The organism is Actinomadura violacea, from assembly GCF_017573465.1.
Lineage (GTDB): Bacteria > Actinomycetota > Actinomycetes > Streptosporangiales > Streptosporangiaceae > Spirillospora > Spirillospora violacea.
The window spans coordinates 179,999-201,132 of record NZ_JAGEPF010000004.1 but is presented as its reverse complement, the minus strand read 5'-3'; the positions used below and the strand labels follow the sequence as shown (position 1 = coordinate 201,132).

At 70.2% G+C, this 21,134-nt stretch carries 15 protein-coding genes; 7 read left to right on the top strand and 8 right to left on the bottom strand.

The window, feature by feature from the left end; genetic code table 11:
* The first annotated feature begins 54 nt into the window (after positions 1–54).
* Together J4709_RS06805 and J4709_RS06800 are read left to right on the top strand one after the other, a co-directional pair.
* Positions 55–3,396 carry a type ISP restriction/modification enzyme gene (locus J4709_RS06805; protein WP_208238156.1) on the top strand — a complete coding sequence of 1,114 codons (3,342 nt, stop codon included), beginning with the start codon at positions 55–57 and terminating at the stop codon, positions 3,394–3,396.
* A gap of 102 nt (positions 3,397–3,498) precedes the next feature.
* Positions 3,499–4,983 carry a hypothetical protein gene (locus J4709_RS06800; protein ID WP_208238154.1) on the top strand — a complete coding sequence of 495 codons (1,485 nt, stop codon included), beginning with the start codon at positions 3,499–3,501 and terminating at the stop codon, positions 4,981–4,983.
* Positions 4,984–5,086: 103 nt separating this feature from the next.
* Here the strand turns inward: J4709_RS06800 and J4709_RS06795 are convergent, their stop codons facing one another.
* Together J4709_RS06795 and J4709_RS06790 are read right to left on the bottom strand one after the other, a co-directional pair.
* The gene (locus tag J4709_RS06795; protein ID WP_208238152.1) at positions 5,087–5,707 is read right to left on the bottom strand and encodes an ATP-dependent endonuclease; all 621 of its coding nucleotides are present in this window, start codon (positions 5,705–5,707) and stop codon (positions 5,087–5,089) included.
* The gene (locus J4709_RS06790; RefSeq protein WP_208238150.1) at positions 5,656–6,951 is read right to left on the bottom strand and encodes an ATP-dependent nuclease; all 1,296 of its coding nucleotides are present in this window, start codon (positions 6,949–6,951) and stop codon (positions 5,656–5,658) included. Before J4709_RS06790 ends, J4709_RS06795 begins: the two co-directional genes overlap by 52 nt.
* Before the next feature lie 404 nt (positions 6,952–7,355).
* On the opposite strand from J4709_RS06790, the gene J4709_RS06785 reads away from it, so the two are divergent.
* From J4709_RS06785 to J4709_RS06770, 4 genes are all read left to right on the top strand, one after another.
* Positions 7,356–7,781: an ATP-binding protein gene (locus J4709_RS06785; RefSeq protein ID WP_208238148.1), complete on the top strand. Its 426-nt coding sequence runs from the start codon at positions 7,356–7,358 to the stop codon at positions 7,779–7,781.
* Positions 7,778–8,341 (top strand): SUKH-4 family immunity protein, encoded by a 564-nt coding sequence (locus J4709_RS06780; RefSeq protein ID WP_208238146.1) that lies wholly within the window; start codon positions 7,778–7,780, stop codon positions 8,339–8,341. Before J4709_RS06785 ends, J4709_RS06780 begins: the two co-directional genes overlap by 4 nt.
* A 122-nt stretch (positions 8,342–8,463) precedes the next feature.
* Positions 8,464–10,521, top strand: coding sequence for an McrB family protein (locus tag J4709_RS55425; protein WP_208238144.1), 2,058 nt, complete (start codon positions 8,464–8,466; stop codon positions 10,519–10,521).
* Positions 10,518–11,717 carry an McrC family protein gene (locus tag J4709_RS06770; protein ID WP_208238142.1) on the top strand — a complete coding sequence of 400 codons (1,200 nt, stop codon included), beginning with the start codon at positions 10,518–10,520 and terminating at the stop codon, positions 11,715–11,717. Before J4709_RS55425 ends, J4709_RS06770 begins: the two co-directional genes overlap by 4 nt.
* A gap of 106 nt (positions 11,718–11,823) precedes the next feature.
* Here the strand turns inward: J4709_RS06770 and J4709_RS52950 are convergent, their stop codons facing one another.
* The 5 genes from J4709_RS52950 to J4709_RS06745 all read right to left on the bottom strand — a co-directional run bounded on the left by J4709_RS52950 (position 11,824) and on the right by J4709_RS06745 (position 18,709).
* Positions 11,824–13,527 carry a serine/threonine-protein kinase gene (locus J4709_RS52950; RefSeq protein WP_232383081.1) on the bottom strand — a complete coding sequence of 568 codons (1,704 nt, stop codon included), beginning with the start codon at positions 13,525–13,527 and terminating at the stop codon, positions 11,824–11,826.
* A gap of 188 nt (positions 13,528–13,715) precedes the next feature.
* Positions 13,716–14,732 (bottom strand): hypothetical protein, encoded by a 1,017-nt coding sequence (locus J4709_RS06760; protein WP_208238140.1) that lies wholly within the window; start codon positions 14,730–14,732, stop codon positions 13,716–13,718.
* Positions 14,729–16,660: a hypothetical protein gene (locus tag J4709_RS06755; protein ID WP_208238138.1), complete on the bottom strand. Its 1,932-nt coding sequence runs from the start codon at positions 16,658–16,660 to the stop codon at positions 14,729–14,731. Before J4709_RS06755 ends, J4709_RS06760 begins: the two co-directional genes overlap by 4 nt.
* Positions 16,657–17,388, bottom strand: a complete 732-nt coding sequence (locus tag J4709_RS06750) for a toll/interleukin-1 receptor domain-containing protein (RefSeq protein WP_208238136.1) — start codon at positions 17,386–17,388, stop codon at positions 16,657–16,659. Before J4709_RS06750 ends, J4709_RS06755 begins: the two co-directional genes overlap by 4 nt.
* A 13-nt stretch (positions 17,389–17,401) precedes the next feature.
* Positions 17,402–18,709 (bottom strand): helix-turn-helix domain-containing protein, encoded by a 1,308-nt coding sequence (locus tag J4709_RS06745; RefSeq protein WP_208238134.1) that lies wholly within the window; start codon positions 18,707–18,709, stop codon positions 17,402–17,404.
* Positions 18,710–19,068: 359 nt separating this feature from the next.
* On the opposite strand from J4709_RS06745, the gene J4709_RS06740 reads away from it, so the two are divergent.
* A complete protein-coding gene (locus tag J4709_RS06740) occupies positions 19,069–19,884 on the top strand; it encodes an SGNH/GDSL hydrolase family protein (RefSeq protein WP_208238132.1) in 816 nt (271 codons plus the stop codon).
* Here J4709_RS06740 and J4709_RS06735 read toward each other — a convergent pair.
* Positions 19,844–21,010, bottom strand: coding sequence for a Cmx/CmrA family chloramphenicol efflux MFS transporter (locus J4709_RS06735; RefSeq protein WP_208238130.1), 1,167 nt, complete (start codon positions 21,008–21,010; stop codon positions 19,844–19,846). The two genes, J4709_RS06740 and J4709_RS06735, sit on opposite strands and share 41 nt — an antisense overlap.
* Between the last annotated feature and the right edge of the window lie 124 nt (positions 21,011–21,134).

Here is a 21,134-nt window from a genome sequence, read left to right as displayed (position 1 = left end):
GTGACATTTCGTTGAGGTGATGGTTTATGAGAGGAGAGGTGCTCGGGAGGGTGCATGGTCGAGGCTGCCGCGAACCGTTCCTCGCCGGTGAGCGCGGCCGGGCCGCCTCCGGGTTTTCCCGGAAAGCTCGCCAAGGCCGTCTCCGCCTTCGGCGCGGCGGTGCGGGAGCCCCTCGCCGCCGGACTCGGGGGTGAGGAATACCAGATCCAGGACCCGATCGCCCAACTCGTCCGCGCCGCGGGTGACGCCCTCGGGCTGCGGGTGACCATTCACGCCGAGGTCTCCCTCCGCGAACTGTCGGTGCGTCCGGACTTCGCCGTCGACGTGTCCAGTGGACGGGTCGGGCACATCGAGGTGAAGGCGCCCTCCAAGAGCCCGGACCCGAAGCACTGGCCGGCGCGTTCGCACGACCGCCTCCAATGGCAGAAACTGAGCCTCCTGCCCAACGTCCTGCTGTGCACAGGACGGTGCTTCGCGCTTTACCGGAACGGCGTCCGCGTCGGTCAGGTCGCCGAGCTGGACGGTGCCCTCGACCGGGCCGGGCGCTCGCTGCGTCCGGTCGACGATGAACTCGCCCGCGTCCTGCATGAATTCCTGATCTGGGCTCCCGACCCGCCCCGCGGCCTGCGCGACCTGGTCCAGACGACAGCCCGTCTCTGCCGCTACCTGCGCGAAGAGGTGATGGAGGTACTGGAGCACGAACGGCTCGTCCGAGGCGAAAAGCCGTTCACCACGCTGGCGGAGGAATGGCGCAGCATCCTCTTCCCCCGCATGAGCGAACCTGCCGATTTCGCCGACTCCTACGCCCAGACGATCACCTTCGCGCTGCTGCTGGCCCGCGCCGCCGGCATCTCCTTCGACGGACGCGATCTCCCGACCATCGGGCGGCAGCTCGGCAAGCAGCACGCGCTCATCGGCAAGGCCCTCGGCGTCCTTTCCGATCCGGAGGCCGCCGACAACCTCTTCGTGATCGAAACCCTCAAGCGGGTCACCGGCGCGGTCGACTGGGACGGCCTCGAGAGCGCCGACGTCAATGCCCACGCGCTCCTGTACGAGGCGTTTCTGGAGGCGTACGACCCCAAGCTCAGGCGCCGCAGCGGGTCGTACTACACGCCGGACCGCCTCGCCGCCGCGATGGTGCGGTTCACCGACCTCGTCCTGAAGCAGAAGCTGGACCGCTCGGAGGGGTACGCGGCGGACGACGTCATCGTCGTCGATCCGGCGATGGGCACGGGAACGTTCCTCGTCGAGATCGTCAGAAGCGTGGTGCGGACCGTCCAGCGCGACGGGACCGAGCAGCGCCTGCGCCACCTCTTCCAGAACCGGCTGATCGGCTTCGAGCGGCAGGTCACTCCCTACGCCGTCGCGGAGCTGCGGCTGCATGACCTCCTCCGCGGGTACGGAGCGGACGTCCCGCCGCAGGAGATGCGCTTCTTCGCCGACACCTTCGACGACCCGGACCTGCAGGAGATCGCCTTCGGGCGGATGTACGCCGAGTTGCAGAAGCAGCGCGCCGGAGCCAACCGGGTGAAACGGGATCTCCCGGTGATGGCCGTGATCGGAAACCCGCCCTACCTCGACCGGGCGCACATGCGCGACCCCGCTCCCTGGATCGAGGACAGGCGAGATTCGGGCAAGCCGGACGACATCGTCCACCGCCCGTCGCTGGACGAGTTCCGGCAGCACGGCCGGCTCGACTACAACCTGTCGGCGACATGGGTCTTCTACTGGCGATGGGCGATCTGGAAGGCGTTCGAGGCGCACCCGGACGAGCCCGCCGGCCTGGTCGCGTTCATCACCCCGTCCTACTACCTGTCCGGGGACGCCTTCGCGGGCATGCGCAAGCACCTCCGCGGGGTCGCCGACGAGGGCTGGATCATCGACCTTTCACCGGAGGGCGACTGGCCGCCGGTGCCGACCCGGCTGTTCCCGAAGGTCCGGCAGCCCCTCGCCATCGCCGTCTTCATCAGGAAGGGCGACGCCGACCCCCGCCGTCCGGCCGAGGTCCACTACCGGAAGGCCACCGGCCTCCAGGAGGAGAAGCTCGCGGCCCTGGAATCGCTGAAGCCGGACGCCGGCGGCTGGACGCCGTGCCCGCGCGAGTGGACGGCGGGGTTCCGTCCCGCCTCCGGCACCGACTGGCGTTCCGCCCCGGCGCTCGGCGACCTGCTGCCCTGGCACACCACCGGCACGATGGCAAAGCGGACATGGGTCATCGCCCCGTCAGAGGACGTACTCGAAGAACGCTGGACCCGGCTGATCAACAGCCCGGCGCAGGAGCGTCGTCTCCTCATGAGGGAGACCGACCGGACCATCGACGGCATGCCGAGAGAAATCCCGGGCCGGCCCCGCCCGTCCGTCGCGCTCAGAGACGAGAGCGAGCCACCGCACATCGTCCGCTACTCCTATCGGAGCTTCGACCGGCAGTACCTCATCCTCGATCCGCGGGTCGTCGATCGACCGAGTCCCGATCTCTGGGCGGCCTGCTCGGAAGACCAGGTCTACGCCCACGAGCCGCACAGCAACGTCCTGAAGGAGGGCGTCGCACTGACCTTTGCGCCGTTCGTGCCTGATGTGGACTACTTCCAAGGGCATCACGGAGGTCGGGTACTCCCGCTCTACCGGGACGCCCGGCGGACGCCGAACGTGGCGCCGGGCGTGTCGCGGTACCTGTCCGGCCTCTTCGAGAAAGGGGTCGCCGACGAGGACGTTTTCGCCTACATCGCCGCAGTGGCCGCGCACTCCGGCTACACGCGACGCTTCCGGGAACACCTCGTCAACCCAGGTCTCCGGATCCCGCTCACCGGCGACGCCGCCCTTTGGTCCCGCGCCGTCGAACTCGGCCGGGCGGTCATCTGGCTGCACACCTACGGCACCCGCTTCACCGATGAGATCAAGGGGCGTCCACACCAAGCCCCTCGGCTCCGTGACGCGGAAAGCCCGCGCATTCACCCCGGGATTCCCGCCACTACGACGCGAATGCCGGACAGCGTCGGATACGACGAGGAAACCGAGACGCTCCTCATCGGGGACGAAGGCCGGGTCGGTCCGGTCCCTCCCGAGGTGTGGGCGTACAACGCCGGCGGCATGCGCGTCGTGTCCAAGTGGGTCGGATACCGGCTGCGGCGGCCTAGGCGCCCCAAGGTCGCCTCGCCCCTCGACCTGATCAACGCGAGCGAGTGGGACTACCGGTTCAACAACGACCTCCGCGACCTGCTGCATGTCCTCGGCCTGCTCGTACGCCTGGAACCCGATCAGGACGCCCTCTTGGGTGAGATCTGCGCGGGCCCGCTGGTCACAGTGTCCGACCTCGAGGCCGTCGCGGTGCTCCCCGTCCCCAAGACCCACCGCGGCCCCATCAAGCCGTCCGGCCAGGGCGGTCAAATGGCGATGTGACCGCCATTGTTGCCGATTTGACCGATGACAGTTCGCCGCTGCTCTAGGGTCGTCAGTGATCAGCTGAGCTCGCAAGTGCGATGACCCTGACGGGGGCGGACGGTGGAACGGGACGACGACGAGAAGAGCAACCCCAAGGCTGAGGGCGCCCGGAACGAATATTCAGGCAGAGACGCCGAGCGGGTGGTGCAGGTCGCAAACGTCTACGGGTCCATGAACGTGTATTCATCAAACGAGACACCCGTGGCGCCCCTCAGTACCGAGGAGCTCTCCGAGGAACTGCGGAGGGCGGCACGAGCCTGGCGTGCACGCTTCGCCAGCGTCGACTTCGTCAACCTGCCCCGGGTGGCGATGCTCTCCGCGGGCGCCGCCGTCACGCGCGCGGCGGAGGCCAGCGGACTCGACGTCACGAGGCCCTTCCACGGTCAAGGCGTTGCTCCTGCTCTGTTCGTGGGCCAGGCCAGGGCGCTGTTCGAGACCTGGAACGCGGATGCGGTCGTGCTCGACGAGTCGACCGTGGGCAAGCTGCCGCGCGGTGCCCTCGTGTCGTTCGAGGCGTCCATGCGATGCGTCAACCCTCCGGCGGCGCCGCCGGAGCCGCCGGCCAACAGGCTCTCCCGCGATCCGCACCTCGTCTTCCCGGTCGGTGACCATCGTGTGGTAGTGACCTTCGACCCGCAATGGCTCACCACGTCGACGGCCGGTGGCACTCTTCATGACGCCGCAGAGCAACCGCAGATCTATTCCGGTCTCGGCATGGTGGCCGCCGTGTCAGAGGACGGCCGTATCCGAATCTCCGCGCTCGTCTTCGGTCAACCGACGACCGCCGAAGTCTCCCTATGGGATTACATCGTGGCGTCTCCCGATCCTCTCGAGCAGCTGACCACCGCCGACTTCCGCAATGAACTGTCGATATCCGAAGAGATGCCACCGGATATCGACCAGCAGATGAAGGAGATGATCGTGAAGCGTTCGAGTGCCGTGCTCATCTTCAACGAGGATGAGGTCATGCCGGGTGACATCGACCGCGACGTGCTGGCCCAGGCATCGCGGGTGGTCCCGGAGTTCCGCCGTGACCTGCGTGTCGCCGTGGCGAGCCTGATTCCCCCACGCACTATCCGCGTCGACGACATCACCGCGCACCTCCTCGCCCGTGAACCCGCTCTGTGGAAGACCTTCACCGTGCCCGGGCTGTCCGCGCTCATCCGCTCCCGCAACCTCGCGGTCGCGACGGTCTCAGGGCTCACGCAGGGGCAGATGGCCGACCTCGACACGGTGCTGAAAGAAGAGACCAACACCTACCTCGGCGGGATCGAACTCGACCGGGATCTGGACATGCACCGCCGGTTGTTTCCGGAACATGACCGCTACCACGTGCTCGGCGGTGAGTTGCGGTTGGTGTACTCCGCACAGAGCCGGTACACCGCCGAAGCCAACGGCGAGGATCTTGACAAGCCACTCAATGAGTGGCTCGGGACGGGGCTCTTCAAAAGCGTGGCCTGGGAGGAGGACACGGATCAATCCGAAACCGAGGAGCGTGAAGCCGCGATGATGATCGAGGCGTTCCTCCGCAACCAGAGCCGCTGACCACCGGTAGCCGGAAGGCCGCGCCAGAGCACGGCCGTGGTGCCGGCGGCCACCAGCACCACGGCCGGACGCGGTCCAGACGTCCAGGCCCACGGCACGCCGGTCAGTTCTCCTTGGCCATGTGCTGGACGCGGGCGATGATCTCCTTCAGCCTGGCCGGCGGGAGCGTCTCGGTCTGCAGGGTGGCCTGGTAGTAGGTGTGCTCGCTCTTGCCTTCGGTACCGTGGCCGTCGGCGATGAGCTGCTTCTTGGTGGTCTCCCAGTCCGTCCACTCGCTCTTGAGAAAGTCTTCGAGCGTGTCGCGGAACACCGCATAGCCGTTCGCCACGGTCGTCTCCGGCCAGTCCTCCTCTGCGGCGCCGAACAGGGACAGGAGATCGCGGTTCTTACGGGTCTCCTTCCCGATTCGGGCGGCGAGCTTCTCGTCGGTGTCCTCGGCCTTGCGCTCGGCGTTGTGCCGGTCCCCGTCGAAGACCGCATACGTCGGGATACCGAGCGTGGTGAGGATGGCATACGGCAGTCGCAGGTTCTGCTTGCCCTCGACTTTCACCACCATGATCCCGTTGGTGTTCAGCGGGTCCTCGCGGGTCCCGCAGCCTTCCAGTACTCCCTTGTCGGTGACGCCCTCCACCAGGATCACGGCGCGGGCGAACATGGCTTCCGGCATGTCGGTCAGGTAGGCCCGAGCGATCTTCCGGGCGAGGCCCGCGTCGCCCACCGACATCTCGAGCAGGTCCCTGACGGCCTGCTGCGTGCTGGAGTGGAGGCGGACGGACGGGCGCCGTCCTCCTTCGCGCGGGTCATCCGACGGATCTGATGGAAGCCGTCCGTTTCCAGGAAGTACGGGCTGTGCGTGGCGTAGGAGATCTGGATCCCGCGCTCGGGCTCGGCGGCGAGCCTTCGGAGCACAGACGCGAACGTCCGCGCCTGAACGGGATGCTGGAACAACTCCGGCTCCTCGATCGCCAGGAACACCGTCCGGCTCGCCTCCGCGGCCTTGCGCTCCGCCAGCACCCGCAGCGCGGTGATGAGCACCGCCCGCTGGAATCCATGGCCCTGCTGGTCGACGCGAGTGTTGGCGGTGCCGTCCTCGACCGACACCTGGAACAGCGGCTGCGGCACCCGCATCTCCGGGATGTGCGACGTGACGCGCAGCCTGCGCCCGCGGGTGAGCTGCTCGACCTCCCGGGTCAGCTCGTCCGACAGCTCCTCCAGCTGCGCCTCGAAGTGCTCGGCGTGGATCCTGCCGCGGTCGTCGTTGAACATCGCCTGCAAGTCGAGCAGGTCGCGCTCCGCCTGGCCGCGGTCGACGGCCTGGTCCATGATCCGCCCGATGATCGACCCCTTCGCGTCGCGGCCCTCCTCGACGGCACGCAGGTCCGCGCTGACGAACACGTAGTCGAACAGCCCGGTCATCTTGGCCTGGCCCGCGAAACCGAAGAAGTGGCCGTCGGCCGCCAGTTCCGTCGCGACGAGATGTGCCGGGTTGTCGCGCTCCCACGCGGTCATCGCGTCCTCGGCCGCCTGCGCGCTGCCGGCGGCCGGCAGAAGCAGGTCGGGCCGTTCACCGCGCAGCGTCCGGTAGCGCTTGGTGCGCTCGCCGGCCTTCTCCGGCCGCCGCACGTCCTCGAACGGCGGGTAGGCGAGTGCTCGGCCCGACAGCTTCGCGGTGCCGTCCTCCCAGCGTCGCCAGAGCCGGACGGAGTCCGCGGTTCCGGCCGCGTACTTGCCGAGCGCGGCCCGGTCCAGATCGGTGAGGCCGCAGAACTCGACCTCCACACTGATCCGCTTGTGCTCGGCGCCCGCCCAGACGTCCTCCTCGGTCAGCGTCTGCGCCGTCCCGTTGAAGAACCAGTCCAGTGCCCGCAGGACGGCCGACTTGCCCACGCCGTTCGGCCCGATGAAGGTCGTGATGTCGTCGAAACGGATGTCCACGTCCCGCAGACACCGGTAGTTCTCGATCCGCACGCGTTTGATTCGCAGCCACGAACCACACCAATCACAGGCGTCCCGGCGCAACCGGAATTCGATGACCTGTCCGGAGTGCGCCGAAGCACGGGAACCGCGCAACCGGCACCGTCTCTTCCGCGTCCCCCACGAACTGACCGGTAACTGGTATATGCCGGGCATATCCGACTTTGTGGCGAGTGCTGTGCCGTGAAGTCGAGGCCCCGGAGAAGCGCGCACGTGCGGAAATCGAAGATGCGAATGTCGTACGTCCAGTGAGCGATGGTGCTGATAAGTCCGTCCGGGCGTGATCGGTGCTGATTCTTCGTGCCCGGACGACTTCTGTCTGTGACGATCGACGTGTCGCTGAGGGACGACCTCAACGATCCGCAACCATCACGTTCGTCACGATCCGAGGAGTCCCGATGCCCCCGGCAATGCTGCTGGCAGCAGAGTCCGCGCCGCTGTGCTGGCGGCGCTCGTTCCCCGGCGGCGCCGAGCAGGCCCGCGCCGTGCGCCGCTTCGTCGGCTGCCTGCTGGACGGCTGCCCTTACCTCGACGACGTCCTGCTCGCCGCCGACGAGTTCGTGGTGAACGCGCTCCGGCACACCAAGAGCGGACAGGCGGGCGGCGCCTTCATCGTGGAGGTCGCGCGGCACGCCGGCCGCGTCGCGGTGTCCGTCGCCGACCAGGGCGGGCCCGGCGAGCCGGTCGTGGTCCAGGCAGCCGAACTCGCCGAATGCGGGCGCGGCCTGCGCACCGTCTCGCTCACCGCCGAGAGTTGGGGCTGGCACGGCAACGACACGGGCCGCACCGTCACCGCCGTGTTCGCGGGGGAGTGGGCCGCGTGAGACAGGCCGCCTGGACCCACCACCAGGTGCACCAGCGGGTGCACGGGGTGATGACCGCCGCGATGCGGGCCGACGCGCACGCCATCGAGGCCGCGCTCGGCCGGGAGGACCGCCTCGACCCCTACAGCAGGCGGTTCGCCGTGGAGGCGCGGCGACTCGTGCTCGCCTGCACGGCCGCACTGACGTGCGTCATGGCGACCCACCGGCCCGGCGACGATTCGAGGGGGCGCGAGATCTGCCGTGGTTGCGGCACCCCCGACTGCCGGACACTGCAAGGCGTCTCCGACGTCCTCGCCGCCTACGCCGTCCGCCCCGTCGCCGTCGACCGCGCCGAAGCCTGGCGCCGCGCCGATGCCCACTTCGCCGCCGGTGGCCGTCCCGTCCCCCTTGTCGTCGAGGAATTCCCGGAGGGATTCCTCGTCCGCCGCGCCCTCGACGGCGGCGACGACGTGAGTCCGGTACTCGTGGTCGACCGGGAGACCGGCGCGCTCAGCCGCTGGCCGTCCATGCCGTTCGACATCCTCGTCCGCGAGTACGGGCACTACCGCAAAGGAAAGTAAGGACAGCGCGACGCGGGCGGCGGTTCCTCGGCTCCATCGCCGGACCGCCGCCTGTGCGCCAAAAGCGGCCGGTAGCAGCAAATGCCTGGTTTGGGTGCCTATGTTCTGCGAATCTTGATCGGGTGACGAGTCGAAGCGAACTCACCGCGGAAATGCTCTTCGTCGCAATGCGGCTGCTGGTGGAAGCCGATCCGGCCGAGGCCGCCTCCGGCGTCCGTTACCGGGAGCTGCACAGGCGGCTCTTCGAGACGAATCCCGACCTGGAGGCGCGATGGCGAGAGATCGCGGGCGACTCGTGGGACGACGACTCCTACACCGAGCTGCAGTTCGCCAGCATAGGGCTGGTGAAGGCCGGTTTGGTCTGTAAGGCCCGGCGGCGGTGGTTCGTGACCGGTCGGGGGCGGTACGCCCTGGACGCATGCCCCGACAAGGTGTCCTTCTACGCGGAGCTGGGCCGCGCGTACAGGTATTGGGAGGAGTACAGGAATCCTCTCCAGGGTGCGGTGGCCATGGTCGAGGCTCTTCCTGAAGGCAGGTGGGCGTCCCTCGCGGATGTGGCGTCCGAAGCCAACGTCGAGGAAACCGCCCTTCTCGGATTGTTGCTGGGCACCCGGCCCGACGGCTGGCATAGGCTGCTCTCCGATGACGGCACGCCGCCGCGCGAAGCCCATCTCACCGAGGAGGAGCGTGAGGAATGGCTCGGGCTGCTCTCCGAGGACGGCGTCCTAGCGTTCGACGGCAAGGCCGACGGGCTGCGCCGGACGCCGGCACGTGAGACCGTCGTGATTCCCGTGGTCGTCGATCCGGCGGCGCGGCGGGCGTGGCTGGTGCGGGCGTCCAACCTTCGCGGTGGTGATCTGATCACCGGGCTCTGGCTGCCCGAAGGCGTCTGCTCGCTCGCCGCCTCCAGATTGCGCGACCTGCCGTCCGGCGCGCCCGCCGAACGGGTCCGCGACGCGGTCCGGGAGGACTACTCCGGGACGGGTGCGCAGGAGCGTGAGCGGCTCACCGGCGAATACCATGCCTTCCTCTCGCGCATGAGGGAGAACGACATCGTCGTCACCAACGAGGGCAGCGCCGTCTACCTCGGGGTCATCACCGGAGAGCCGTCCTTCGCCGGCAGCGTCGAACACCGCGCGAACCTCCAGCGGCCCGTCGAGTGGCGCAACGCCGAGGAGCCGCTCGACTACGACGAACTGCCCGCCGACTTCGCGGCGCTCGTCAGCAATCCTGACGCCGACCTCGTCGAACTCACCCCGCTCGTGCCCGAACTGGACAAACTGCTCGGCGAGCCGGGACCGGTCATCGATATCGAGGTGCGGTTGCCGGACGTCACCGGGAAGCTGGCAGAGGAGCTTCTCGTCAAGCAGGAGTGGCTGCAGGAGTGTGTTGAGCTGCTCCGGGAGCGGCCGCAGCTCATCTTCTACGGGCCGCCCGGCACCGGGAAGACCTACCTGGCGCGGCACCTCGCACGGCACCTGACGTCCGGACGGCCGGAGAACGTCCAGCTCGTCCAATTCCATCCCGCCTATTCCTACGAGGACTTCTTCGAGGGGTACCGGCCCAGGAAGGGCGAGGACGGGACGGTCTCGCTCGATCTGGTGCGCGGCCCGTTCCGGCGGCTCGTCAGCGCGGCGCTGGCCCATCCGGGGCGGCCGTACGTGCTGATCATCGACGAGATCAACCGGGGCAATCTCGCGAAGATCTTCGGTGAGCTGTACTTCCTGCTGGAGTACCGGGACCAGCCCATCAACCTGCTCTACGCCCCGGAGGACGACAAGGGCTTCACGCTCCCGAAGAACGTTTTCATCATCGGCACGATGAACACCGCCGACCGGTCCATCGCGCTCGTCGACGCGGCGATGCGGCGCCGGTTCTGGTTCACGGAACTGCACCCCGATGAGCCGCCCACCGACGGCATGCTCGCCCAATGGTTGAAGAATGAGGGGCTTCCGGACGAGCCGGCCCGGCTGCTCGCCGAGCTGAACAGCCGCATCGACGACCGCGACTTCCGGATCGGGCCGTCCTACCTCATGCGGGAGGGCGTCGACGACGACGTCATGCTCGAAAGGATCTGGCGGACGCAGATCATCCCGCTGCTGGAAGAGCACCACTACGGTGATGGCACCGACGTGAAAGCGCGCTACGGACTCGACGCGCTGCGGAACCGGCTGCGGTGACGCTCGTCCGGCTCCGAGAGAACGGCCCCTGGACAGAGCACGAGCTGACGGGCGAGCAGGCGACCGCACTGGCCGCGTCGGAGCTGGTGCGGATCGCGCCGGGGCCGCGGCTCGGGCTGTGGCGGTTGCGCGACAACGGGCTCGTCGGCGCCGCCCGAGTCGGCCCCGCCGCGCACACGGTGGAGTTGCGGGTCCAGCCGAAGACGCCCATCGACCGGCTGTTCTTCCTGCTCACCTACGCGCGCAAGCCCCGGGGCTGGCGAGAGGAGGCGGTCGACGCGGGAGAGCACCCCGAACTGCTGCCCGCGCTCGCCCACGCCTTCGCGCGCGCCGCCGAACGGACGCTGCGGCAGGGCGTCCTTCTCGGCTACCGCGAGATCGAGGAGGCGCTGCCGGTCGTCCGCGGGCGCATCCGTGTGATCGACCAGATCCAGCGCCGCCACGGGTTCCCGGTGCCGGTCGAGGTCCGATACGACGACTACACCGTCGACATCCCCGAAAACCAGGTGCTGCTCGCCGCGACGCACCGGCTTCTGCGGTTGCCGGACGTCCCGGCGGGCACCCGCAAACTGCTCAGGCACCTGCTTCTCCGGCTGGACGGCGTGACACGGCTCGTCGCCGGACGGGCACTGCCGGAATGGACGCCGACCCGGCTGAACAGCCGCTACGGCACCGCGCTCGGGCTGGCGGAACTCGTGCTGCGCGGCGCGTCCTACGAACTCGACGACGGCACAGGCGTCCGCGTGGACGGACTCATGCTGGAGATGTGGCGCGTCTTCGAGGACTTCCTGTGCGTCGCCCTCGCCGAGGCCCTGCGTCCGTATGGCGGGAGGACGCGGCTCCAGGACCGGCGCCACCACCTGGATCACGCGCGCCGGGTGAAACTCCGTCCCGACCTCGTCCACGACACCGCCGACGGCCGTCCGGCCGCCGTGGTGGACGCCAAGTACAAGGTCGAGCTCGAACCGGGCAAGCACGAGAGCGACCTGTATCAGATGCTCGCGTACTGCACGGTGATGGGTTTGGAACGCGGTCACCTCGTGTACGCGGCGGGCATGGGCGAACCGCACGCGCACAGCATCGTGGGCGTGAACGGGCTGCACATCGTGGAGACGTCCCTCGACCTGACCCTCCCGCCTTCCGACCTCCTCGCCCAGGTCGCGGACCTCGCCGAGAACATCTGCCGGCCGACCTGAGGCCGACCGGCTCTCCGCCCGTCACCACGGCCTTCACGCGGCGAAGGGCCATGGAGGACACATGGATGATGCCCATGCAGAAGGCGCGGGCGTCTCTGTTCATCGGTCAGTAGGCGCGGGTGATCGTGCCGCTCTTGCCCCAGTCGGTGTACGTGGCGGAGTAGAGGGAGTGGGCGGTTATCCGCGGATCGATCCGCGTCCAGAGGTCGATGTCCAGGCGCTCGGGAAGGTGGTCCCGGGCGGTGACGAGCGTGAACGTGATGTTCGTGACTCTGGAGCTGAAGATCCGGTAGAAGGGGGCGACCGGCCCGTCGTCGATGAGCGGGGCGAGCCGGGTGCTTCCGCGATAGGTGATGGTGCCCGAGTCCGTATCCCGCTTCAGGGCCGTTGAGTTTCGCAGGAGTTCGAGGATGTCGTATGGGGACGTGACCCAGCGGACCTCACTCGCCAGAAAGGCGTACGCGTCCATCTGCTGGCCGTTCGTCGGACGGCATCTCTGCGGTTCGCTTCTGAGGTATCCGCAGTTTCCCAGCAAGATGATCCGGGCGTCGCTGGATTCCGTCTCGGAGTCGGGATTGCGAACAGTGAGGTCGTAGTTCGTGCTCGATCCGGGTCGGAAATGCAGCCTGCCGTGTGAAACGAAGGAGTCGTTGCCGTCCGCGATCTGGCCGTTCGCCGTGAAGGCGGCCGTCTTGCGCTGGGAGACCGCCTGCTCGACGGCCGCCGCGACATCCTTGGGGGCGGTGGGCTGTGCGGGCGGTGCCGCCGCGCCGGTTGTGCGAGGCGAGGCCGCGGACCGTCCGGAGGGAGCCTGGCGGACGGCCAGGGCGGTGGTGAGGACGAGGAGGACGGTCGCGGTGGCGATGCCTGCGAGGAGGACGCGGCGCTGGAAGAGCGGGCGGGTGGGGCGTGGGGCGGTAGCCCAGCGGGCGGTGCGGTTGGCGAGGGTCCGGTCGTCGGCCATGGCGAGGGCACGACCCTCGGCCAGGGCCTCCGACGCGGCGATCGGGCCCTGGGAGTGTTCGAGGAGGCGAAGGAGGAGGCCGCGGCTCTCGGGGCGGCGGGACGGGTCCTTGTGGAGGGACTCGGCGACCAGGTCGCGAAGGGGGCCGGTGAGGCCGCCGAGGTCGGGCTTGCCCTTGACGATGCGGTTCATGACCGCGGGAATGGTGTCCTGGCCGTAGGGCGGTCGGCCGTTGGCGGCGTAGGCGATGGTGGCGCCCCAGGCGAAGACGTCCGCCGGCGGGCCGACCGGCTCCCCGGCGAGTTGCTCGGGTGCCATGTACGACGGGGTGCCGACGATGCTGCTCGTGGCGGTGAGAGTCGCGTCCATGGAGCGGGCTATGCCGAAGTCGATCACGCGGGGGCCATCCGGCCCGACCAGGACGTTGCCGGGTTTGAAGTCGCGGTGCACGACGCCGGCCTGGTGGATGGCCGCGAGCGCCGTCGCCGTGCCGATCGCGAGGCGGTAGAGGGCGGGGCCGTCCTGCGGGCCCTTCTCGTCCACCAGTTCGCGCAGTGAGGGGCCGTCGATGAGTTCGGTGACGACGTAGGGCAGGTCGTCGTCCTCACCGACGTGCAGGATCTCGGCGGTGCAGAACGGCGCCACCTTGCGGGCCGCCGATGTCTCCCTGAGGAATCCGTCCCGCGAGCCGCCGCGGTCGTGCAGGACCTTCAGCGCGACCTGCCTGCCGGACGGGTCTTCGGCGAGGTAGACGACGCCTTGCCCGCCCTCGCCGAGCCGCCCGAGGAGGCTGTGTTCGCCGATCCGTTCCGGATCTCTGGAGGTCAGCGGCTTGCTGCGGGTCATGCGGCCCCGCCCGTGCGGTCGGCTCCCTCGGACACGCGTACCCGGCCTCTCTTCAGTTGTACGGGAAGGGGCGGCGGCGCCGCCGATGAGTGGGACGGTTCGGCTCGTGCTCTCGTTTACGGGGCGGTGGCACCGGCTCGGACCGAGGCCGCGACGGCCTTCGCGCCGCCGCGGCCTGTACCGGACGGTCAGTGGCCGTCCCCCGGTGGCGGCCGGGATTCGGACGCCGGATCCGGTGCGTCCGGGCCGTCTGCGGTACGGGGCGGGTCGAAGCGGTCCTTGATCTCGTCGGCGACGCCGGGGTGGCCGTTGTGCGCGATCGCGTCGGCGACCTCGCGGGCGAGGAGGTTGCGCTGCGGGTCGTCCGCGGACAGGCCGAGGCGGTCGAGCATCGCGCCGAAGTGGTCGGCGGCGGACCGCTCGGGGCCGGGCGGCGGTTGCAGGTTGTTCGCGGCGTCGGCCAGATGCTTGAGTGCCTCGATGCGGTCGACGGTGCCGTCCAGCGCTCCGTCGTTGCGGGCGAGCCACCACACTACGGCGCTGCCCTGGTCCTTCAGGGCGTCCTCGCCGAGGTAGCGCCGCCGGCTCTGCTCCTGCTTGCGCTCGTGCTCCCAGACGGCCTCCGTCTTGCGCACCGTGGCGAGTTCATCGAGCCGCTTCCGGTCGTCCTCGGGCAGCGAGAGTTTCACCGCCTGGGCCATCGCGCGGACGCGGCCGGTCGCGTCCGCCTGCATCTCCGCCAGCGCGCCGCCCAGCTCGTGCGCTACCAGCGAGAGGTGCTCGGGATCCCACAGCCGGACGATGTCGTGGGCGCGCCGGACGATCGCGTTCCGCGCGAGCGCGTCGAGGTTCACCGCCGGGTGCTCCTCGAGGACGTCCCCGCGCCGCCACACCACGTTCGCGGAGAAGACGAAGAAGTAGTCCGGGCGGCTGCTCGGGAGGCGCACCTCGGTGATGCGGCCCACCTCCGTGGAGGGTGCGGCGTCCGGCACGTACCCGAACTCTCGTGGCGGCGCGGGACGGAACGTCCGGCGGAAGAGGAACGCGAGCCCGCCGAGCGCCGCGACCGCGAGGACGGGCGCCCAGACGAACGCCGGCGCCAGCAGCACCAGCATGGCCAGCAGCAACCCGCCGATCAGCAGCGGGAAGAACACCGGAAGGACGCGGCCTGTGTGCAAGGGGCCCGCCCCCTCGAACTCGCTCATGCGGATTCGGCCCTCCTGCCCGTCCTGATCTTGCGGAGCACGAGATCCTCCAGGTCGGTGCGCGGCGCGGCCTCCCGCGCCAGCGTGTACATGCGGGCGAGGACGCGCGGACGGTGCGCGCATCCCGCGAGGAGAAGGTCGAGCAGCAGGTCCCGGCACCGCTCGTCAGCGGCGGCGTTGCGCAGCCAGTCGCGCGCGGACGGCGCCCACTCGCCCTCGGTGAGGCAGCCGAGGGCGCGACTCCACCCGTCGGCCAACCGCTCCTGGACGGCCGCCTCGGCCAGGAGCGGACGACTGCAAGCACCAGGATCGATGAGCAGCGCCGGGTCGGCGAGCGCGAGGAAGATCCGTGCGTCGGAGACCCGCCTTTGTTCGTCCGTGCTCGGCATCGCGAGCCGATCGAGCATGCGGCGCAGGAGCCGCGGGTCATCGCGGACGAGGCCGGCGAGGGCGTCGCGAGCCCTCGTGCCCTGCTCACGCCGCGCCATGTGATGCAGGCGGACGATCGCCTCGTCGGGGTGGCCGACCGCCATCTCGTCGCGGCAGGCGACGACGAGCACTGTGGCGAGGCATTCCGGAAGGCCACTTCGTTGCGCCCAGTCGTAGATCTTCCGGCGGAAGAAGCGGCCGTGGCGGCGGTCCCGCAAACCACGTTGGAGGATCCGTGCCGCGGCCTCGATGCGGGGTTTCGATGGCGGTGTTGCCGTCCATGTCTCCAGCAGGTTCATGAGCGCTTCGCGGTGCCGGTCATTGAGGCACAGTTCGGCGAAACGGTCGACCAGGTCACTGCGCTCGATGCCGGAGAGGCCGGGCTGCGGGACGGTCTCGGCCACCCACTCCCACAAGTACTGCTGGAGTCCGGGCATGTGGGTCCAGAAATGCGCTCGGACCGCCGCGTCGTAGTCCAGATCGACGAAACGCACGTGCCCGGAATCGTCGAGTGTCGCGTGGATTTCGTGGAGCCGCCGATGAAGCGTGGCGTCCTCGAGCGCCGGGTCCTCGGCGGGCGCCGCCCGTACCGTCCGCAGGAAAGCGGCGGCGGCGTGGTGCACGACCTCGGCGTGGGCGCCGTGAAGCATCGCCGTCACGAGGAGGAACGCTCGCCGCTTCCCTCCCTTCAGGTCGTCGATGCGTTCGGCCACCTGGTCTCGCCACCCGGCGAGCGCTTGGTACGCGACCCGGCACCAGACGGCGAATTCACCGTCCCGGGCGTCCGCGTACGCCTCGGCGATCAGGCGGGCGTAACGCGCTATCCGGTCGACGGAGAGCCCGGCGTCCAGGTAGGGGATCGGCGGAAGCGGGCGGGGGACGGGGACGCCTTCCGACCGCAGGTGGCGCAACAGGACCTCCCTGTCGCCGGGACGGCCGATCCGCACGCGGAACCGACCGAGATCGGACCGCAGGTCCAGGGCCCGCCGCGCCGGGGTGCCCGCATGAGGCAGGATGACCGCGAGACGGGCGCCCCGCGCCCAGGCGCGGCTCCGCAGACCGGACAACTCGCCGTGCACCTTGATCCAGACGTCCGGGTCGGCGGCGGACAGGTCGAGCCAGACATGGTCGTCGTCGCCGACATGATCGAGGTCCAGGCAGTCGCCGCGCTGCTCCTGCAGCACGATCTCGTGAAGCGCCCGGCCGGCGTGCTCGGGACTCCACAGCAGCATCTTCGCCGCCGCGAACCTCCCGCTTCCCGGTTCACCGTCGAGGAAGACGGTGCCGTTGCGCCGCAGCGCGTCGGCCGCCGCCCCGAAACCGGGCGGCTCGACGAAACGCCGCCAGAGCCATCGCAGCTGGTCGGCGGCCTCCTGTCGAGGCGACCGTCCGTTCGCGTCTTCGAGGACGATGCTGTTGAAGGTGTTGTTCTGGTCTCCTGGGCCCGCGTTCACGGGCCCGCGGCTGCCGAACACATAGGGGCCGGTGGATGTGGTCATCGTTCGGCTCCGTCGTCGCTCTTTCCGCCGAAGCGATGGGAGATGTCGCCGTGATGGTCGCCCTGGACGTAAGTGGCGCCGTCGCCGGAGAAGGTGTGGGAGTAGTTGTTCATGTCGCCCGAGCCGGCATGGACGGGTCCGTGGACGTCGCGGATCACGGGGCCGGAGTTGCCGACGGCGCCGGAGACGTCGCGCGCCTGGACGACGGTTCCGGACACGTCGGAAGACGTGTTGCGCACCGTGTCGTTCCCGGTCGAGCCGGATGTGGCCGCTTCCCTCAGCGCCGGTACCGCGTTCGCGACGACCTCCGCGATGCGGGCGAGGCCGGATTCGCCGTCCCGGACGTCCAGGCGGAGCGACTGCGCGTCGGCGAGGCGGCGGAGCTCCGGGGGCAGCAGGTCGGCGCGAAGCCGCTCGGTGGTCCTGCCTTTGAGCACGGGAATGACCATCGTCGCGCCGGCGTACGCCTCCAGGATCTCGCGCCGCACCCAGTCGCGGTCGTCCCCGAGACGAGGGTCGGTGTGCCAGTCCGGCCCTATGACGGCGAGCAGGACGCTGCAGTTCTGGACGGCGCGGAGCAGTTCCTCCGGGAAGTTTCCGCCGGGCGGGATGGACTTCGACGCGCGGAAGACCGCATTGTCGCCGAAGCGGCGGGACAGTTCCCGCTCGATCGCGAACGCGGCCTCGTCGCCGTCCCCCGTGCGGTAGTTGATGAACACCTCGTGCATGTCCCGTCCCTTTCTATGGGCTCGTGTTCCGCAAGGCCGTTCCGAGTTCGGGAGCAAGCTCGCGCACGGCCCGGCTTCCCGGGTGGCGCGCCAGCGTGCGCGCGAGTTTGCGCAGGTCCGTGGCGATGGTGGCGGAGGCGACGGTGGTCGCCCCGCCGAGGAGTTCGCGGGTCTGCTCGCAGGCGCGGTCGATCTCGCCGGATGCCGCCACGGCCAGCGTTCGCCGCATGCCGTAGCGGATGCGGGTCCTGACGGCGTCGGCGGGTACGCGGGCGAGCTGGGCGTCGAGGATTTCGGCGGCGGCCTGGGGGCGTCCTAGCTCGTGGAGGCACCAGCCGCGTCCCATCTCGGCGGGGTCGGCCACGTTGGTGGTGCCGAGGACCGGGGCGTCGTGCTCGCGCGCCGCTGCGGCGAGCAGGTCATGGGCCCGGTCGAGGCAGCGCATGCAGGCGGCGTGGTCGCCGGCGAGGGCGTGGCCTTGGGCCTCCCGTTGCGCGGCGAGCCCGAGGACGCGCGGCGAGACCGGCCCGGCCTGTGCTCGCTTGGCGAGGTCGATCGTGCTGCGGGCGTCGTCGCGGTAGAGGGTGACCTGGGCGTTGCGCACCAGCCCGTACGCGGTGAGTTCTCGGTCGCCGCCGGCGGTGGCGAGCTCGACGGCGTGCCGGGTCCACCAGAGGGCGGACTCGTCGTTGCCGGTCTCCTGGACGAGCCAGCCGACGTACTCGGCGTAGCGCGAGGCCAGCCGCAGCAGTTCGGCGCGCGTGCGCGGGCCGGCGTGCGTCGCCAGTTCGCGGAGCGTGTGGGTCTGTGCGATGAGGACGGGCAGGACGAGCCCGGGCGCGACGGCCTGGCCGAGCCGCCGGTACTGCGCGAGCATCGAGCGGTACAGCTCCGGCAGCGTGGTGTCGTCGGCGGCCGCGGGTCCGGCGCGCCCGATGCCGATCCCCGCGATCGACGCGGCGCCGGCGGCCACCGCCTGCCGCCGGCTCACGGGCTGGAACCAGCTCGGTCCGTCTGCGGACAGCCGCATCAGCCACACCTCCGCTTCCTGGTCTGCGCCTTTCGCTTCCCCGAGCCCGGGCCCGGGCGTGGCGGGGCCGCCCGCGAGCGCGGCGAGGGCGCCGCCCGCGCGCAGTTCGGTGTCGCAGAGCCGGGCGAGGTCGCGGGCCGGCGCCCGGACGCCGCGCTCGACCAGGCTCAGGTGCCCCTTGCTGTAATGCACGCGGCCGGCGAGTCGAGCGAGCGACATGCCCGCCGCGAGCCGCCTTCTCCGAAGTTCTTTCCCGAAATCCGCCGGACCCTCGTTCGCGCGAACCGTCATGCCGTCCATCCGAACAGCGGGAGTCATCGGGAGCAAGAGTGCGTTCGCGGCGGCGGGCGTGCAAGGGGAATGGCGATGTTTCGTGTTTCGCCTTTTTCTGGCTCGGGAGAAATGGGGGGTGCGGTACGTCCGAAGCGGAGGCGCATCGCGGGAGCGGCCGCAGGGGGGCGCCGCCGGTGCTCGTGTTGCTCGTGTGACCGGTGGGTTGCCACGTTTGTCGCGAATGCGGTGATGCCCTGCCGTCCGCCATTTCAATGGCGGAATGTGACAAAAGAAAGTTGATCAGGTCGGGGCTTGGGGGAATGGTCGGGCGGGTATGTGGTGGGGGACATAATTCGGTACGTCGCTCCGGAGTGCAGATGCGTCTCTCCCGCCCCTGTGTCGCCGCTTTCGGTGCGGTGGCCTTCGCCGCCGGAATGATCAGCTGGTCCGGGTCCGCCTCGGCGGCCGGGACGAACTACGTCGCCCTCGGCGACTCGTACTCGTCCGGCACCGGAGCGGGGGACTACGACCCCGCGAGCGGGTCGTGCAACCGCAGCAAGAACGCCTATGCGGAGCTGTGGGCCGCGGCCCACACGACGAGTTCGTTCAAGTTCGTCGCGTGCTCGGGCGCGACGACCGCGACGGTGGCGTCGGGCCAGCTCGGCGCGCTGAGCTCGGCGACGACGCTGGTCAGCATGACCGTCGGCGGGAACGACGCCGGGTTCAGCGACGTGATGCAGACGTGCGTGCTGCACTCGGCGTCGACGTGCGAGAGCGCGGTGGCGTCGGCGGAGGGCTTCATGAAGAACACGCTGCCCGGCAGGCTCGACTCGCTGTACGGCAAGATCCGGGCCAAGGCGCCGGGCGCGCGGGTCGTGGTGCTCGGGTACCCGCACCTCTACAAGATCGTGAGCGTGTGCGTGGGCCTGAGCAACGCCAAGCGGACGGCCCTCAACGGCGCGGCGGACGTGCTCGACGGCACCGTCAAGGCGGCGGCCGGGCGGGCCGGATTCACCTGGTCGGACGTCCGCGACGAGTTCGCCGGGCACGAGCTGTGCTCCGGCGACGACTGGCTGCACGCGGTGACGATCCCGATCGGCTCCAGCTACCACCCGACCGCCAAGGGGCACCGGCTGGGCTACCTGCCCGCGCTCACCGGGTCGGCGAAGGCGTCGCTGCAGAACCAGACCTGAGCCGCAGCGCGAACGCCGCCGTGCCGAGCGCCGCGGCCATGAGCAGCGCGCTCACCCAGGCGGGGGAGCGGTAGCCGAGGCCCGCCCCGATCACGAGGCCGCCGAGCCACGGGCCGGCCGTCGCGCCGGCGTTGAACGCGGCGGTGGTGAGTCCGCCGGCCAGCGTCGGCGCGTCCCCGGCCAGCCGCAGGACGCGGGCGATCAGCGCGGGGCCGGTGCCGAACGCGAGCATGCCCTGGACGAACACGAGCGGCACCGCGGCGGCGGGGGAGCCGGCGGTGAGGGCGAGGGCCGCCCAGCCGGCGGCGAGCGCGGTCATCCCGCCCGCGATCAGGGCGGACGGGCGGGCGTCGGCGATCCGGCCGCCGATCGTCACGCCGGCGAAGGAGCCGAGCCCGAACAGCGCGAGCAGTGCGGGCACCCAGGCGTCGGCGAGGCCGGTGACGTGCGTCGCGAGCGGCGCGAGGTAGGTGAAGGTGCAGAACGTCGCGCCCTGGAACAGCGCGTTCATCGCGAGGGTCACCAGCAGCGGGCGGGAGGCCAGGACGCGCAGCTCGCCGGCCGCGCTCGTGGCGGGGGAGCGGTCGTCGGGGATCGTCCGGGCGATGGCGGCCAGCGCGGGCAGCGACACCAGGGCGACCGCCCAGAACGCCGACCGCCACCCGAGGTGGCCGCCGAGCAGCGCGCCGGCGGGGACGCCCGCGACGCAGGCGACGGTGACGCCGCCGACCACGATGGACGTGGCGCGGGCCCGGGCGTCCGGCGGGACGAGCGCGACGGCGGCGGCGAGCGCGACCGCCCAGAAGCCGGCGTTGGCGAGCGCGGCGGCGACACGGGTGGCGAGCAGCACGGCGTAGCTGGTGGTGACGGCGCCGGCCACGTGGGCGGCGACGAAGGCGGACAGGAAGCCGAGCAGGGCGCGGCGGCGCGGCCAGCGGCGGGCGAGCAGCGACATGGCCGGTGCGCCCACCGCCATGCCGACGGCGAAGGCGGAGGTGAGCAGCCCGGCGGCGGGCACGGAGACGTGCAGGCCGGCGGCGATGCCGGGCAGCAGGCCCGACAGCATGAATTCCGAGGTGCCCTGGGCGAACACGGCGAGCCCGAGGACGTAGACGGCGAGTGGCAAGGCGAGACTCCCGAGACGGCGAACGTGGGTGCGCTGAACCGGTGGGGGCATGCCGCGGACGGCCGTCATCGACGGCGGCGGCGTGAAGGAAGAGCCCTCGTGGCGACGCGATCGCGTCGGAGGG

Coding starts and splice junctions, on each gene's coding strand:
- J4709_RS06805 (WP_208238156.1), top strand. CDS start 55: ATGGTCGAGGCTGCCGCGAACCGTTCCTCGCCGGTGAGCGCGGCCGGG.
- J4709_RS06795 (WP_208238152.1), bottom strand. CDS start 5,707: ATGTCGGTGGGCGACGCGGGCCTCGCCCGGAAGATCGCTCGGGCCTAC.
- J4709_RS06785 (WP_208238148.1), top strand. CDS start 7,356: ATGCCCCCGGCAATGCTGCTGGCAGCAGAGTCCGCGCCGCTGTGCTGG.
- J4709_RS52950 (WP_232383081.1), bottom strand. CDS start 13,527: ATGACCCGCAGCAAGCCGCTGACCTCCAGAGATCCGGAACGGATCGGC.
- J4709_RS06760 (WP_208238140.1), bottom strand. CDS start 14,732: ATGAGCGAGTTCGAGGGGGCGGGCCCCTTGCACACAGGCCGCGTCCTT.
- J4709_RS06755 (WP_208238138.1), bottom strand. CDS start 16,660: ATGACCACATCCACCGGCCCCTATGTGTTCGGCAGCCGCGGGCCCGTG.
- J4709_RS06750 (WP_208238136.1), bottom strand. CDS start 17,388: ATGCACGAGGTGTTCATCAACTACCGCACGGGGGACGGCGACGAGGCC.
- J4709_RS06745 (WP_208238134.1), bottom strand. CDS start 18,709: ATGACGGTTCGCGCGAACGAGGGTCCGGCGGATTTCGGGAAAGAACTT.
- J4709_RS06740 (WP_208238132.1), top strand. CDS start 19,069: ATGCGTCTCTCCCGCCCCTGTGTCGCCGCTTTCGGTGCGGTGGCCTTC.